9 protein-coding genes are annotated in these 14,977 nt (G+C 62.4%); 8 read left to right on the top strand and 1 reads right to left on the bottom strand.

The window, feature by feature from the left end; translation table 11 throughout:
- Positions 1–16: 16 nt before the first annotated feature.
- Complete coding sequence (locus ACQ4MM_RS03540; protein WP_431476075.1) at positions 17–781, bottom strand: helix-turn-helix domain-containing protein; 765 nt, start codon at positions 779–781, stop codon at positions 17–19.
- A 134-nt stretch (positions 782–915) separates the two neighbouring features.
- Here ACQ4MM_RS03540 and ACQ4MM_RS03535 point away from each other — a divergent pair, with 134 nt between their 5' ends.
- From ACQ4MM_RS03535 to ACQ4MM_RS03500, 8 genes are all read left to right on the top strand, one after another.
- Complete coding sequence (locus ACQ4MM_RS03535) at positions 916–1,683, top strand: carbohydrate-binding family 9-like protein (protein ID WP_431476074.1); 768 nt, start codon at positions 916–918, stop codon at positions 1,681–1,683.
- A 250-nt stretch (positions 1,684–1,933) separates the two neighbouring features.
- Entirely contained in the window at positions 1,934–5,017 is a 3,084-nt protein-coding gene (locus ACQ4MM_RS03530; RefSeq protein WP_431476073.1) for a TonB-dependent receptor, read from the top strand.
- A 64-nt stretch (positions 5,018–5,081) separates the two neighbouring features.
- Entirely contained in the window at positions 5,082–6,602 is a 1,521-nt protein-coding gene (locus ACQ4MM_RS03525; RefSeq protein ID WP_431476072.1) for a tryptophan halogenase family protein, read from the top strand.
- On the top strand, positions 6,599–9,247 hold the full coding sequence (locus tag ACQ4MM_RS03520; protein ID WP_431476071.1) for a beta-mannosidase: 2,649 nt from the start codon (positions 6,599–6,601) through the stop codon (positions 9,245–9,247). The genes ACQ4MM_RS03525 and ACQ4MM_RS03520 overlap by 4 nt, the downstream gene beginning before the upstream one ends.
- Before the next feature lie 191 nt (positions 9,248–9,438).
- A complete protein-coding gene (locus ACQ4MM_RS03515; RefSeq protein WP_431476070.1) occupies positions 9,439–10,425 on the top strand; it encodes a LacI family DNA-binding transcriptional regulator in 987 nt (328 codons plus the stop codon).
- Positions 10,426–10,444: 19 nt separating this feature from the next.
- Positions 10,445–11,659 carry an AGE family epimerase/isomerase gene (locus tag ACQ4MM_RS03510; RefSeq protein ID WP_431476069.1) on the top strand — a complete coding sequence of 405 codons (1,215 nt, stop codon included), beginning with the start codon at positions 10,445–10,447 and terminating at the stop codon, positions 11,657–11,659.
- Entirely contained in the window at positions 11,652–12,575 is a 924-nt protein-coding gene (locus ACQ4MM_RS03505; RefSeq protein WP_431476068.1) for a carbohydrate kinase family protein, read from the top strand. Before ACQ4MM_RS03510 ends, ACQ4MM_RS03505 begins: the two co-directional genes overlap by 8 nt.
- The gene (locus ACQ4MM_RS03500; RefSeq protein WP_431476067.1) at positions 12,575–14,977 is read left to right on the top strand and encodes a GH92 family glycosyl hydrolase; all 2,403 of its coding nucleotides are present in this window, start codon (positions 12,575–12,577) and stop codon (positions 14,975–14,977) included. The genes ACQ4MM_RS03505 and ACQ4MM_RS03500 overlap by 1 nt, the downstream gene beginning before the upstream one ends.

Genomic DNA, 14,977 nt, shown 5'->3' with positions numbered 1-14,977 from the left:
ATGGTCTTGGCGCGGTCTACTGGATTTTTGTCGCCGGCTCCTGTCCCTGCCTGCGGTAGGCCGCCGGGGTGGTGTCGAGCTGGATGCGCATGGCGCGGGTGAGGGCGCTCTGGTCACCGAAGCCGGTACCCAGCGCGATATCCGCGATCGGCTGGCTGGTATGGCGCAGCAACTCGCAGGCACGATTGAGACGCCGCGACAGAAGCCAGGCGCGTGGGCTGGTTTTCAGCTCGTCCTGGAACAAGGCGTGCAGGCGACTTACGCTCATGTGCGCAAACTGCGCCATCGACTCTGTCGTCCAGGGCAGCGCAAGTTGGGCTTCGGCATGCGCCAGCAGTGCCTTCAGCCTCGATTGCAGGCGTGCCGGCTCCAGAGTAAGCGTATCAAGCAGCAGCGGCACCCAGCCCTGGAGCAGGGAAGGCGGTGCAGCGCGCCCAGAGATCGAAAGCTGCATGAACTCAACCAGCTTGCGCGCAGCTGGACTGATGTCCGGGAAGGGCCGGTGCGCCAGGTGTTCCCAGCTCGGGTGGCATACGGCCGCCTGGTCGACGTCGACAATCAGGGAGTGATTTTCAACAGCGCTGTGCTGGGAATGCCATGCTCCGGCCACGACAACTGCCCCCTTCAATGGATTCAGCCTGTGGCCACGGCCTTCGATATCGAGTTCCACTTCGCCCGATAGCGGCAGAACCAGTTGGGCGAACGTGTGCTGGTCCGCCGTCCATCGTTCGCCGTAGCTGCGAATGTCGATATCGGCAAAAGTCGGATGAATGATAGGCATGGCGACACCTGAATGCTGGATAGACGCCACAAGTTTACTAAAGTTCGCTAAAGTTCGGCTTAAATTCAAAGGCCTGTTGAACCGGCCTTATCTCCTTGATATAAGTTTTTCGCACATATGTGGAGGGGACTTTGATGAAGAAGGCGTTCGCAATCGTACTCGGGACCGCACTGGCGGCCGCGCTGCCCGCTGCGGCAGAGGACTCTGCACCGCTCACCTATGAATGCCGTCGGGCCGCGGCCCCGATCCATGTCGACGGAAAGCTGGACGACCCGGCCTGGCAAAACGCACCATGGAGTTCCGACTTCGTCGACATCGAAGGCGACAGCAAGCCCCGCCCGAAGTTCCGCACGCGCGTGAAAATGCTGTGGGACGACCAATACCTCTACATTGCCGCCGAACTCGAAGAACCCGAGGTGAAAGCCACGCTGACACAGCGCGATTCCGTGATCTTCAAGGACAACGATTTCGAGGTCTTCCTCAAGCCGCTGCCGGACTCCAGGAGCTATTACGAATTCGAGATCAACGCCTTCAACACCGGCTGGGACCTGTTCCTGCCCAAACCCTATAACGAAGACGGCCAGCCCGACAACAGCTGGGACATCGAAGGCTTGAAGACCGCCATCGCGGTGCAGGGAAGCTTGAACAAGCCGGATGACAAGGACCATGGCTGGACGGTGGAAATGGCGTATCCCCTGAGCGCCTTCGCATCGCGCCAGGCGGTGCCGCATCCCGCTCACGGAACCATCTGGCGCATCAACTTCAGCCGGGTGGAATGGACTGCCGGCCAAGCCAAGGAAGACAACTGGGTATGGTCGCCGCAAGGCGTGATCGACATGCACGTGCCGGGCCGCTGGGGCTACCTGCGTTTTTCCGCAAATACTTCCACACTAAACAAATAGCAGCACGCGTCAATCCTGGGCGGAAAGCCACTGTCGCAAATCCGCCGCACTCTTGTTTACTAATCAAAACTAAACTTCATGAAAACTTTGAAAGTTTGTTGAAGTGCCATGGCCTCTTTTGTAAGAATTCTCCTGAGTGGACGCGATCCCGTCGATATGCAGACAACATCAGCATCGTTTAGTAAATCGGTGATTCGAGGCTTGCTACCGCGATATAAAGCCCGCAATAGGGCATAACCAGGAGACACGCATGACGTTCAGAACCCAACTCGCATCACGGCAGCGCGGCTGCCGTGCTACACCCATCGCCATGGCGGTGAGCGTGGCACTGCTTTCCCTTGCAAGCGCCCAGGCGCAGACCGCCTCCGATCAGAAAGCCGACCCGAATACCGTGGTCGTCACCGGTTACCGTTATGCGATCGAGAAGAGCCTCGACCAGAAGCGCGATGCAAACTCGATCGTTGAAGTGATCACCGCCGAAGACATCGGCAAATTCCCGGACAAGAACGTTGCCGATGCGCTGCAACGCGTGCCGGGCGTGGTGGTGACCCGCAGCGGCGGCGAGGGCAAGAACGTCAGCGTGCGCGGCCTGTCATCGGAGCTGACCCTGACCCAGTTGAACGGTAACTACATCGCCACTGCCGAATCCAACGGCGATCCGTCCCGTTCGTTCAATTACACGCTGCTGCCGTCGAACATGCTTTCCAGCGCAGAGCTGTTCAAGACTCCGGAAGCGCGCATCGACGAGGGTGGCGTTGGCGGAACCGTGATCCTGCACACGCGTCGCCCACTGGAGGTGAAGTCCGGCTCCGGCTTCGTTTCCGCCGAAGGCACCTGGGCCGACACCACCAAGAAGACCGACGGCCAGTTCTCCGGCCAGTACGCCTGGCACGATGAGGACAACCGCTTTGGCATCCTGGTCGGCCTGACCAAGCAAAAGCGCACCACCCGTACCATGGGCGCCAGTACCGAAAACTGGCAGTGGTATGGCGACGATTACGATGCCCATCCGGCCACCGACGTCAATGGCAAGCCTTCGGATCTCAGCTCCTACTGGTGGGGGCAGTCCGGCTTCTACGACCAAGGCGGCAAGTACTACACCAACTTCATGATGCCGACCTCGGTCAACCTGAGTGTGAAGAGCGAAGAGCGCGAGCGCAAGGGCGGCCAGATGACCCTGCAGTTCAAGCCGGTCCGCAACCTCACCCTGACCGCCAACTACTTCCGCTTCAACCTGTCGCAGAACTCGCAGACCAATATCCTGAAGGTCCCCGAGTGGAATCTGGCGCGCTATAGCGGCGACGGCAACTGGCCGGGTGGGCGCATGCTTGACGGGTTGACCTTTGACCGCAGCGGCACCCTGGTTACCGGCGCGCAGTACAGCGCCCACGCAGGCAAGGCCTACTACTGCAGCGAAGCGCAGGCTGCGGCGGCTGGCAAGCCGCCCGGCGGCTGGGGGCCTGACGACTGCACCATCCCGACGCCGCAGATCACCGGCAGCTACAACCAGGAAAAGTCGCTGTCGCAGACCGCCGACTTTGAAGCGGAATGGCGCGGCAAATCGCTGGACGGTATCTTCAAATTCGGCCGTACCTGGGCCAGTGGCGGACCGCAAATGCAGATGACGATGCCGATCAAGCCGCGCGTGCAAAATGCGGACGGTAGCTGGACCCTTGGTAACTACGCCAGCTCATGGAGTACGGTCGGCACCCCGACCATGGCGTTCTCGCCGGAGCTGATGGCGAACCTGGCCAAGGGCATCGGCGAGATCGATCTTGGTTCCACCTCCTCATCGTGGACCAGGAACAGCACCCAGCAGAAATATGCCCAGGCCGACATGACCTGGCACACCGACAGCAGCTGGCTGGATTCGTTGCAGTTCGGTGCCAAGTACCGCAAGGGCGGCACCCACCGAGCCACCGGCAACAACTACTGGGTTTGCCAGGGCGCCGATCCGACGGACTACGACAATCGCTACCAGGCTGGCTGCGATTCGACTGCGAACAAGTTCAATCCACAGTTCCTGTACAGCCAATCCCTGGGCAACCTGGCAGGCGGCATCAAGACCAGCGCGTTCCCGGCGATTGACTACCCTGCCTATATCTCCTCCCTGAACCAGAGCTACGGCCAGATGCAGACGCGCAACGAAGACAACTTCGTCTACCACGTCGACGAGAAGATCTCCTCGGCCTACCTGCAGGCCAACGTGAAGACCGAGCGCCTGCGCGGCAACGTCGGCTTGCGCTACGTGCGCACCAGGCAGCATGCCGATTCGACCGACCAGGTGGAAAGCTACAACGACTATTTCTTTAACGGCGCCAATGGCAGCCCGGCACCTTGCCAGGCGGGCGGCTTGCCGGCTGTGGGCGCACCTGCCGGCTCAGGATGCACCAGCGGCTTTACCCGCCTGCCGGACAGTATTGCCCGCGATTCCTCGTTTGTGGTCAGCTCGCTCGATCGCACCTACAACGATGTGCTGCCTAGCTTGAACGTCGCGTATGACCTGACCAAGGACCTGCTGCTGCGGGCGGCCGCATCCAAAGTGATCTCGCGTCCGAGCTACAACGACATCGCCTTCCCCGGCGGCCTGCAGTACTACAGCCAGGAGTACGTCAACGACCGACGCCTGATCGGCGGCGGCGACCAGCAAGGCTGGTTCGGTGCGGGCAGCAACAAGCAGCTCGAACCGTACAAGGCCAAGCAGGTCGACTTGGGCCTGGAGTGGTACTTCCACCGCGGCTCGGTGCTCGGCCTCGGACTGTTCCGCAAGAACGTCAGCAACTTCGCTGTGCCGGTGGTGCGCGACGTGACCATGAACGTGGGCGGCCAGAACGTGGTCGTCCAACGCTACTCGACCAGCGCCGGCGGCCGCGACGGCGTGTCGAAGGGCGTTGAATTGTATGCGCAGCATACGCTGGACATGGGCCTCGGCGTCCAGTTCAACTACACCTACAACAAGACCAACCAGGCCGACATCACGATGGCGGATGGCACCAAGATCGGCGAGTCGCCACTGGTCGGCAGCGCAAAGAACCAGATGAACCTGACCGTGTTCTACGAAACCGACAAGTTCCTGGCGCGCGCTTCGTACAACCGCCGCGGCGAAGTGGTGGATGGCCTGGTCAACGGCTTGAACGTGTACGAGGAACCGTATTACCAGGTCGACCTGAACGTGGCCTACAACATCACCAAGGAACTGAGCCTGACCGCCTCGGTGCTGAACCTGACCAAGGAAGAGACGCGCTCCCACCTCGGCAACGACAGCAAGGACCGTTTCTACTCCAATGGTTACGCCGGCCGCGTTGCCTACTTCGGACTGAACTACAAGTTCTGAAGCTTCCCTCCTTCCTCCCCATGCCTAGCGGCTGGGGAGGTTTTTTCCTGTTTTGGGTGCCGCAATGAACCTGCACAACCGAATCAGCAAGATCACAATCATTGGTGGCGGGAGCGCAGGCTGGATGGCTGCGGCGGCCCTGGCCACCTATCTTGGCAAGGGCGCTTTGGTGCGCCTGATCGAATCCGAGGAAATCGGCATCGTCGGCGTGGGCGAAGCAAGCGTTCCGCATATCCGGCTGTTCAACGGACAAATGCTCGGCATCGACGAGGCTGAGTTCATCAAGCGTACCCAGGGCACGATCAAGCTCGGAATCGAATTCAAGGACTGGAGCCGTATCGGCGACAGCTATATCCACGGCTTCGGCACCATTGGCCGCTCGGTCGGGCCGCTGCCTTTCCACCAGTTCTGGCTAAAGTTGTTCCAATCCGGGCGCGCCGCTCCGATTGGCGAATACTCGCCGCAAACTGTGATGGCGCCGCAGGGCAAATTTTCGCCGGCTGACCGGAATGCTTCGCCGGGCTCGCCGTTGGCAGACATCGCCTACGCCTACCACTTTGACGCCAGCCTGTATGCACGCTTCCTGCGCGAGTTGGGCGAGCAGCGCGGCGTGCAGCGCATTGAAGGCAAGATCGTTGGCGTGAACCAGCGCGCCGATGACGGCTTCGTCCAATCGGTGACGCTTGAAAGCGGCCAGGTGGTTGATGGCGAATTGTTTATCGATTGTTCGGGTTTCCGTGGACTTCTGATCGAGCAAACGCTGAAAACCGGCTACCTCGATTGGACCCATTGGCTGCCATGCGATCGCGCCATGGCCGTGCCCTGCGAAGGCGTGAAGCCGATCATGCCATACACGCGTTCCACTGCACGCTCAGCGGGATGGCAGTGGCGCATCCCGCTGCAGCACCGCACCGGCAACGGCTATGTCTATTCGAGCCGGCATATCAGCGATGACGAGGCCGCGTCGACCCTGCTGGCGAACCTGGACGGCAAGGCGCTGGCTGAGCCGCGTGCGCTGCGCTTTACCACCGGTATGCGCAAGAAGTTCTGGAACAAGAACGTGGTGGCGTTGGGGCTGGCCAGCGGCTTTCTGGAACCGCTCGAATCGACCAGCATCTACCTGGCGCAATCGGGCATCACGCGCTTGCTGGGACTTTTCCCAAAACGCGATTTCAATCCGCTGCTTGCCGAACGCTTCAATCGTGAATCCGTGTTTGAATACGAGAGGGTGCGGGACTTCCTGATCCTGCACTACAACGCCACCGAACGAAACGACTCGCCGTTCTGGGACTATTGCCGCACCATGCCGATCCCGGACAGCCTGCGCGAGACGGTCGAATTGTTCCGTTGCGATGGCCGCTACTTCCGCAATGGCGAAGACTTCTTCGCCCTGCCAAGCTGGGTGCAGGTGATGCTGGGACAGCGCATCGTGCCGCAAAGCTATCATCCGATCGTGGACGACATGCCGGAAGAAAAGCTGGTCGATGTGGTCGAGAGCTTGCGGGCGATGCTGGCGAATGCCGTTGCCGCGATGCCGAATCACCAGGAGTGGATTGACCGTCATTGGAAGGCGAAGGCGCCATGAGCACTCACTGGTACTGGCGTTCCATGATTGCCTTGCTGCTTGGCTTGTGTCTAACCGTGGTTGCAGCCGTCGCTACGGCGGCCACGCCAGGCCGTACCGTCATCGATAACGGCTGGACGTTTCGCCTCCTGCCGGGCAATACGCAACTCGCCGCGCATCCCGAAGCGTTGCCCTGGCATGCTGCGAGGGTACCCGGAACGGTGCATACCGACCTGTTTTCGAACAAGTTGATTCCCGACCCCTACGTAGGCGCACCGGAAGCAGGCTTGCAATGGATTGGCCTCGCGGACTGGGAATACCGGACGCACTTCGATGCGCCGCGCAAGGCGGTGCGCAGTGACCTGGTGTTTGAAGGCCTCGATACCTTCGCCGAGGTCTGGCTGAACGGCGAAAAGCTGCTTGATGCCGATAACGCCTTCCGCACGTGGCGCATTGCGGTGCAAGGCAGGCTGCGGGCGAAGGGTAACGAACTGCGCATCGTATTGCGTTCGCCGATAGTACGGTTGCTGCCGGCCGTGCGGGTCATGCCGCGCAAGCTGGCAGGCAACTATCCGTCCCCCTACGGCGATGAGCCGCCGGATGCGATGACTGGCAACTTCGCGCGCAAGCCCGGTTACCACTATGGCTGGGATTGGGGGCCGCGCTACGTTACTGCCGGCATCTGGAAACCGGTCGTGCTGGAGACTTGGGATACAGTGCGCATCGACAACCTGCAACTGAGGCAGGATCGGGTCGACGAAGCGCGCGCCGACATCGCAGCCGTGGTGTCGGCCCAATCCGTGCGCGGTGGCGTGTTCGCGTTGCGCCTGTGGCAAACTACTCCCGGCGGCAAGCGCGCGCTGGCGGCACTGCGCCGTGTCGAATTGCGCGCGGGCGACAACCGCATCGAGCTTCCGCTAAGTATCGAGCGTCCGCAACGCTGGTTCCCGAACGGATATGGTGCGCAGCCGCTGTACCGCTTCGAGGTCGAGGTCAGCGATGGCATGGCGGCCACTGCCACCGCCAGCGCGCGCACCGGCTTGCGCAGTATCGCCTTGCGGCGCGAGCCGGACGACAAGGGCAAGAGCTTTTACTTTGAAGTGAACGGCATTCCGGTATTTGCCAAAGGCGCGAACAGCATCCCTTTCGATATGTTCCAGCCACGCGTGAGCAAGGCGCAATTGCGCCGCGTGCTGCAATCGGCGCGCGACGCCAATATGAATTTCCTGCGCAGCTGGGGCGGAGGCTATTACGAAAGCGATGATTTCTTCGATCTTGCCGACGAGCTGGGCCTGCTGGTATGGCAGGACTTCATGTTCGGCGGCGGCATGCCGCCAGCCTATGACGACGCCTTTCGTGCCAACGTGGTTGCTGAAGCGCGCGACAATGTGCGGCGCTTGCGCAACCATCCAAGTATTGCCCTGTGGTGCGGCAATAACGAGGAAGAAATCGCCTGGAAGCACTGGGGCCCCGGCAAGGAAATGATGCAGGCCGATCCAGCCTTTGCCGCCAAGGTCTGGAATGGCTACGTGCAGCTTTTCGGCACCGACTTGCGCAAGGTCGTGGCGGAGGAGGGCGGCGGCATCGCCTATTGGGCCAGCTCGCCCAGCGACGACCTGGCCGAAGTGGCCAACTCGCCGGCCAGCGGCGACATGCATTACTGGGAGGTCTGGGGTAATCCGGCGCATCCGCCGACAAAGTACCTGGAGATCACGCCGCGCTTCATGTCGGAATATGGACTCCAGGCGTGGCCGGTGCAGCGCACGGTCGATGCCTTCGCCAAGCGCGGCGAGCAAGCCACCGAATCCCCCGTCATTGAGGCACACCAGAAATTCATGGCCGGGAAAGGCAATGAACGCCTGATGAAATACGTGAATTATGAGTTCGGCGAGCCGAAGGACTTCGCCGACTTCATCTACCTTAGCCAGGCGGCGCAAGCGGAGGGCATCGAACTGGCCGCGCTGTATCACCGTGCCAGCCGCCCTTACACCATGGGTTCCCTGTACTGGCAGCTCAATGATGTCTGGCCAGGCGCCTCATGGTCGAGCGTGGACTGGTTTGGGCGCTGGAAGGCGCTGCAGTTCCATGCGCGCCGCTTCTACGCCCCGGTTGCCGTGGCCGCGTTGCGCAACGCGGAAGGCAACACCGCCCTCAGCCTGCTCAACGACCGTGCGCGTGCGCTGCGGGGAGAGTTGCGGCTGCGGCTGATGACCCTCGACGGAAAACTGCTGCGCGACGAGCGCAGGCCGGTCGAACTTGCGCGGCTGTCGGCGGCGAAGCAGGCCGACTATACGGACAGGGATTTGCTGGGCGGCGCCGATCCTGCCTCAACGGTCGCAGTATTCGACTTGCAGGTAGCTGGCGAACCGGTCTCGCGCCGCGTGGTGTACTTCAAGGCCGCGAAGGACATGCGCTGGCCCGATCCCGGTGTGAACGCGGAACTGCGCCAGGATGGCACAGGCTTCGTGATTGAATTGCGTGCGGCGAAGCTTGCCCGCGCGGTCTGGATTGACTTTGGCGACGTGGACGCCGAGATTGCCGATAACGCAATGACCCTGCTGCCTGGGGAAAGCATGACCTTGCATATTGCATCCAAAGCCAATCTGGCGACGCTGCGCAAATCGCTGCGCCTGCGATCACTGGCCGGCGAAGTTCATGTTTACTAAAACTAGCTAAAAGATCCCGGTTTTTACTGCTTTTGTTGACGCGCGCAAAAGGCGGCTGATATAAAACCTACCCATGTACAGACGCAAAAAAAGGCACAAGCCAAGCGTCTGGAAACGCTCGGAAGAAGCGTTTATTAAACTGAACATTGGAGACGCTTCATGCATTTGAACTCCCGCCAAAGGGTGCAGCCGTGAGCCTGGTGACTTTGCGCGACATCGCCGAAGCTACCGGGCTGTCGATCGGCACGGTCTCGCGCGCGTTGAAGAACCAGGCCGGCATGACCGAGGTTACCCGCAACCAGGTACGCCAGGCCGCCGAGAAAATGGGCTACGACTTTGGTCAGCTCAAGAAAGGGCGCATCCGCCGCATCGCCTTCCTGTTGCATAGCCAGCACAATACGCTCGCATCGAGCCAGTTCTACTCCCCGGTCCTGCATGGCGCTGAAGCGGCTTGCCGGCGCGAGGGCATTGCCCTGTCCTTTATCGCGCTCGGACCGGCCGAACCGGTGCAGGGCCTGATCCGCGTGCACCAGCCCGATGCCATCCTGTGCGCGGGCTTCTTCGAGCCGGAAGTGCTGGCGGCCTTGCAGCAGTCCGGCAAGCCTATCGTGCTGGTCGACATGCACCGCCGCGGCTTCACTTCGATCAACCCTGACAATGTGCGGGGCGGCTACCTGGCCACCCAGCATCTGCTGCGCTGCGGCCGCAAGCGCATCGCCATGCTGTCCGGCTCCCTGGCCCATTACAGCATCCAGCAGCGCAACCGCGGCTTCCGCCAGGCTCTGTTCGATGCCAAGGTATTTGCCGACCCGGACCTGGAAGTCATCGTCCCCACCATGGGTGAAGGCGATGAGGCCGTAGTGGAAGCCATGCGCAGCCTGCTCAGTCTTCCGAAACGGCCCGACGCCCTGTTCTGCTACAACGACAGCACGGCCCTGATCGCCATGAAGTATTGCCTGAACGAGGGCATGAAGGTCCCGCATGACATAGCGATTGTCGGCTTTGACGATATCAGCAGCGCCGCCGCCGCCATTCCCCCGCTCAGCACCATCCACGTGGACAAGGAAGACCTTGGACGGGCGGGGATTGAATTGCTACTCCAGAAACCCGAAGAAGACCCCTCCCAGATAACCATGCCAGTCGAACTGATCGTGCGTGAAAGCAGTTGCGACGACTAGCGTACCCACCAGGCCAAACATGACCACTCTCCCTAATTTCCGCAACCCGGACGTCCTGCTCGAGCACGCGCGCCACACCATGCGCTTTTACCACCCGCGCGCGATCGATCCGGCCGGCGGCCTTTACCACTATTTCAAGGACGACGGCACTGTCTACGACGCCCAGCACCGGCACCTGGTCAGCAGCACGCGCTTCGTGTTCACCTATTCCATGGCCTACCGCCACTTCCATGAACCGGCCTACCTGGAAGGCGCGCGTCATGCGCTGCGCTTCCTGCGCGAGGTACACCGCGACCCCTCAGGTAGCGGCTACGCCTGGATGTTGAACGGCCGTGACGTGGAGGACGACACCCAGCACGCTTACGGCCAGGCGTTCGTGCTGCTCGCTTACTCGCACGCCACGATGGCGGGGCTGGAGGAAGCGCGCGCCTGGATTGGCGAAACTTTTGAACTGATGGAAAAGAGCTTCTGGAATGAGCAGGACGGCCTTTACGCCGACGAAGCCTGCCGCGACTGGAGCGTGCTTTCCAGCTACCGGGGCCAGAACGCCAATATGCACGCCTGCGAAGCGCTGCTGGCAGCGCACCAGGCCACCGGCCAGCAGCGCTACCTGGAGCGCGCCTACACCGTCGCTTACAACATCACCCAGCGCCAGGCAGAACGTTGCGGCGGTTTGATCTGGGAACATTACGACGCAAACTGGCAGCCGGACTGGCGCTTCAATATCGACGACCCGGAAAACCTGTTCCGCCCATGGGGCTACCAGCCAGGCCATTTCACCGAATGGGCCAAGCTGCTGCTGCAACTGGAAGCGCGCGGCGGGGTGCTGAACAAGGACCTGGGCTGGCTGTTGCCGACCGCGGAGCGCCTGTTCCAGGTTGCCGTGAACAAAGGTTGGGATGCCGTCCATGGCGGCCTGGCTTACTCGCTGGCGCCGGACCTGACTGTGTGCGACCCGCACAAGTATTTCTGGGTACAGGCCGAGAGCACTGCGGCTGCAGCCATGCTGGCCAAGCGCACCGGAAACGCAGAATACTGGGACTGGTACCAGCGCCTTTGGGCCTATAGCTGGACCCACTTCGTCGACCATGAGCATGGTGCCTGGTACCGCATCCTGTCCGGCGATAACCGGAAACTGGGCGATGAAAAGAGCCCTGCCGGCAAAGTGGACTACCACACCATGGGCGCCTGCTACGACATCGTGGCGGCGCTGAGGACGGGCGATCATGCATGATGCACCACTGATGCTGTGCGCCGGGGAGGCGCTGACCGACATGATTTACCAGGGCGATGAGCGCTGGGCCAGCCGCGTCGGCGGTTCGGTATGGAACGTGGCGCGTGCGCTGGCCGTGCTGGGCGAACGCACCGCCTTCGCCGGCGCCATCAGCCGCGATCGATTCGGCGATGCGTTGTGGGCCGCCAGCGAGGCCGTGGGTCTGGACTTGCGCCTGTTGCAGCGCGTTGAGCGCTCGCCGCTGCTGGCCATCGTGGAGCAGGGCGAACCGCCGCGCTACTTCTTTATCGGCGACGACAGCGCCGACCTGCATTTCGATCCGGCGGCGCTGCCGGAATATTGGTCGCGCGACCTGCGCTGGGCGCATTTCGGCGGCATCAGCCTGGCGCGCGAGCCCCTGGCATCGAACCTGGTGGCGCTGGCTGAAAAGCTGAAGGAGCAGGGTGTGGCGATCAGCTACGATCCGAACTACCGCAACCTGATGGACCAGCGTTATGCGCCAACCCTGCGCAGCATGGCGGAGCTGGCCGACGTGATCAAGGTCTCCGACGACGATTTGCGTGGCCTGTTCCCCGGCTTGCCGATTGACGAGGCGCTGCGACAATTGCGCGCAACCGCGCCGTCGGCGCACTGCCTGCTGACACGCGGCGGCCAGGGCGCAAGCCTGTTCCATGGCGATCAGCGCGCCGATGCCCGTGCGCCGGCAGTCTCCGTGGTTGATACGGTCGGCGCGGGCGACGCCAGTGTGGCCGGCCTGTTGCACAGCCTCGCGCGCCATCCGGAGCGTTCGCTGCAGTCCCACCTGCACGCCGCTTTGGCTGCCGGTTCCGCCGCCTGCCTGCAGTCCGGCGCAACACCGCCGCCGCCCGCCGCCATGCACCAGTTATTCGCATTGCTCGAAGGAGACGCCTCGTAATGAAAGCAATCCGCTTTACCCTTTGCTCGATCCTGCTGGCTGCATTTGCGCTACCGCTTGCCGCAGCACCGGCCGACATGCCGGTCAACACCTTCATCGGTACCCAGGACGAAGGCAATACCTTCCCCGGCGCCTCGGCTCCTTTCGGCATGATCCAGGTCAGCCCGGCCGGCGAGCATTACGCAGGCTGGCACTACAGCGATGCGCGCATCCGCGGCTTCGGCCATTCCTTCCTGTCCGGTGCCGGATGCTGGGAGCAGGGCGGGCAGCTTTCGGTATTGCCGGTCACCGGCAGCATCGGCCCCGGCGGCGATTTCGATACCAGGAAAGCGGAGAGTTTCAACTACAAGCGCTACGCCGCCGACTACAGCCACGAGGGCGAGGTCGGCCAGGCGGGCTACTACAAAGTGCAGCTCACCAGCTACGGCGGCATTACCGCCGAGGCCACGGCGCTGACCCGCGCCGCAGCCGAGCGCTACACCTTTGCGCCTGGCACCGCCAACGGCCATGTGCTGCTCAACCTGGGCCAGGCCAACGAACGCCATTCCGTGGTCGGCAGCGAGGTGCGCGTGCTCGATGAGCGCAGCGTCGAAGGCAAGATTGTCACCAAGAGCTTTTGCGGCGGCGCCCAGTACACCACCTGGTTCCGCATGGTGTTCGACCAGCCTTTCATCGCCAACGGTATCTGGGATGACCGCGGCGGCTGGGCGGGCGTGAAGGGACCGAGCCAGCAGGGCGACAGCCGCCCGCATGGCCTGTGGCTGACCTTTGACCTCAAGAATGGCCAGGCGGTGACGGCGGTCAGCGCGATTTCCCACGTCGATGCGGAAGGCGCGCGCACCAACCTGAAAGCCGAAAGCATGGCCGGCGCCAAGCCGCTCACCTTTGATGCAATGCGCGAAAAAGCTCAGGCGGCATGGCAGAAAGAATTGGGCAGCGTACGCATCGAAGGCGGTAGCAACGACGACCGCACCGTGTTCTATACCGCCCTGTACCACGCATTGTTGCAGCCGCTGACCGGTAGTGACGCTGATGGCCGCTATCGCGGCTATGACGGAGCGCTGCACTCCGCCAGGGACTGGACCTACTACGAGTTCTTCTCGTTGTGGGACACCTACCGCGCGCAAAACCAGTTGCTTGCCTTGCTGCGTCCGCAGCGCTCGCGCGACATCGCCAATTCGGTACTGAAGATCCGCGAGCAGGGCGGCTGGCTGCCGCGCTGGGGCTACGCCAACTTCGACAGCAATGTGATGACCGGCGATCCCGTCACCCCGTTCCTGGTTGACCTGTGGCGCTTCGGCGCCCTGAAGGGCCGAGAGCGGGAGGCCTACGCCGCGCTGCGCGAAAATGCATTCGGCGTTCCGCCATCGCGCATCCGCGCTCAAGGCCGCGCCGGTAACCCAAACTACCTGGGCCAGGGCTTCGTGCAGTATGACCGCGGTTTCATCTCCAAGGGCATGGACATCGACCCCCATCACGGCGCTTCTGCGACGCTGGAATATGCGCTGGCCGACAGCTCGCTGGCGATCATGGCCAAGGCGCTTGGCCAGACCAATGATGCCCGCTTGCTTGAGCAGCGTGCCTTGAACTGGCGCAAGGTGTGGGATCCGTCGGTGATCGACGCCCCGACCGGGCAACGCGGGTTCCCGCGCCCACGCGTGTTGGACGGCAGCTGGTTTATCGACTTGGACGGCAGCTACGACCCACGCGCCGAGCGCGGCTTCCATGAGGGCACGGCCTGGCAGTACCAATGGCTGGTGCCGCAGGATATTCCCGGCCTGGCCGCAGCCATGGGCGGGCAGGCCAAAGCCGTGCAGCGCCTTGACCAGTTCTTTGATTACGACGCAGTACTGGCTGACCCGTCGGCCGTGCGCAAGTCGTGGGTGGTGGGTGCCTACAGCTACTACAGCCAGTTCCGCTATAACCCGAACAACGAACCGGACCTGCACGCGCCGTGGATGTATACCCTGATGGGACAACCGTGGAAAACCACGACCGTGCTGCGCGCGGCTGAAACCCTGTTCGGCAACGGACCAAGCGGCGTCACCGGCAACGACGACCTGGGCACCATGTCGGCCTGGTACCTGTTCAGCGCACTTGGGCTGTATCCGGATGCCCCGGGCAGCGGGCGTTTCCTGCTGCATGCGCCGCGCTTTGCACGCGTCGAGATCGACCTGCCGCAGGGCCGCACGCTGCGCATTGAAGCGCCGCAGGCCAAGCCGGGCGAGCGCCGCTTCGTGCAGTCGGTGCAGTGGGGCGGACGCCCGCTGTCGCGCGTGTGGCTGGATTGGGAACAGCTGCAGGGTGCTGGTACCCTGTCGTTCAAGCTTGCACCGCAGCCTGATACGGCCGGCTGGGGCACGCATGGCGGCGACCTGCCGCACCCACCTGCCGGCATCTAA

Source organism: Massilia eburnea, from assembly GCF_050709955.1.
GTDB classification, from domain to species: Bacteria; Pseudomonadota; Gammaproteobacteria; order Burkholderiales; family Burkholderiaceae_D; genus Rugamonas; species Rugamonas eburnea_A.
Note: the sequence above shows the minus strand (reverse complement) of the source record. Positions and strands in the feature narration are given on the sequence as shown.

Excerpts from the sequence above, each read along its gene's own strand:
- ACQ4MM_RS03520 (WP_431476071.1), top strand. The coding sequence starts at position 6,599 with ATGAGCACTCACTGGTACTGGCGTTCCATGATTGCCTTGCTGCTTGGC.
- ACQ4MM_RS03525 (WP_431476072.1), top strand. The coding sequence starts at position 5,082 with ATGAACCTGCACAACCGAATCAGCAAGATCACAATCATTGGTGGCGGG.
- ACQ4MM_RS03505 (WP_431476068.1), top strand. The coding sequence starts at position 11,652 with ATGCATGATGCACCACTGATGCTGTGCGCCGGGGAGGCGCTGACCGAC.
- ACQ4MM_RS03535 (WP_431476074.1), top strand. The coding sequence starts at position 916 with ATGAAGAAGGCGTTCGCAATCGTACTCGGGACCGCACTGGCGGCCGCG.
- ACQ4MM_RS03540 (WP_431476075.1), bottom strand. The coding sequence starts at position 781 with ATGCCTATCATTCATCCGACTTTTGCCGATATCGACATTCGCAGCTAC.
- ACQ4MM_RS03530 (WP_431476073.1), top strand. The coding sequence starts at position 1,934 with ATGACGTTCAGAACCCAACTCGCATCACGGCAGCGCGGCTGCCGTGCT.
- ACQ4MM_RS03510 (WP_431476069.1), top strand. The coding sequence starts at position 10,445 with ATGACCACTCTCCCTAATTTCCGCAACCCGGACGTCCTGCTCGAGCAC.
- ACQ4MM_RS03500 (WP_431476067.1), top strand. The coding sequence starts at position 12,575 with ATGAAAGCAATCCGCTTTACCCTTTGCTCGATCCTGCTGGCTGCATTT.